At 62.1% G+C, this 327-nt stretch carries 1 pseudogene; it reads right to left on the reverse strand.

Going from position 1 to position 327, the window contains the following annotated elements:
- Positions 1-327: pseudogene (locus tag AC1RQI_RS17135) on the reverse strand (hypothetical protein); the annotation flags it as partial.

The following is a 327-nucleotide window of genomic DNA, read 5'->3' on the forward strand; positions in this document are numbered from 1 at the left end:
TCAATGCGCTTGCGCCGCAGTTGATCCGAGAAGCCGCGTTGGCGGTTCTTACGGGCGGGGCGCGGTGGCTCGTCCTGATCGGGCTCATCCTCGTCTGGAAGTTCCTCTCGCAGGGCCTCGATCTCGGCTTCCACCTCCGCTTCGTCGAACAGGCTGGTCTGGAAGCGGTGCTTCTCGCTGCTGGCGGCGAACTTCTGGAGGGTTTTCAGCCGCAGCAACTCTTCGAGGATCTCAATGCGCGTATCGCGTCGCTGGATGCGTTCGTCTCGCTTGTCCAGCTCACTCTGCTGCTTGGCAAGGGCGTCGTCTTTCGCGTCGAGTTGCTGT

The organism is Salicola sp. AFF1 (genome assembly GCF_056783195.1).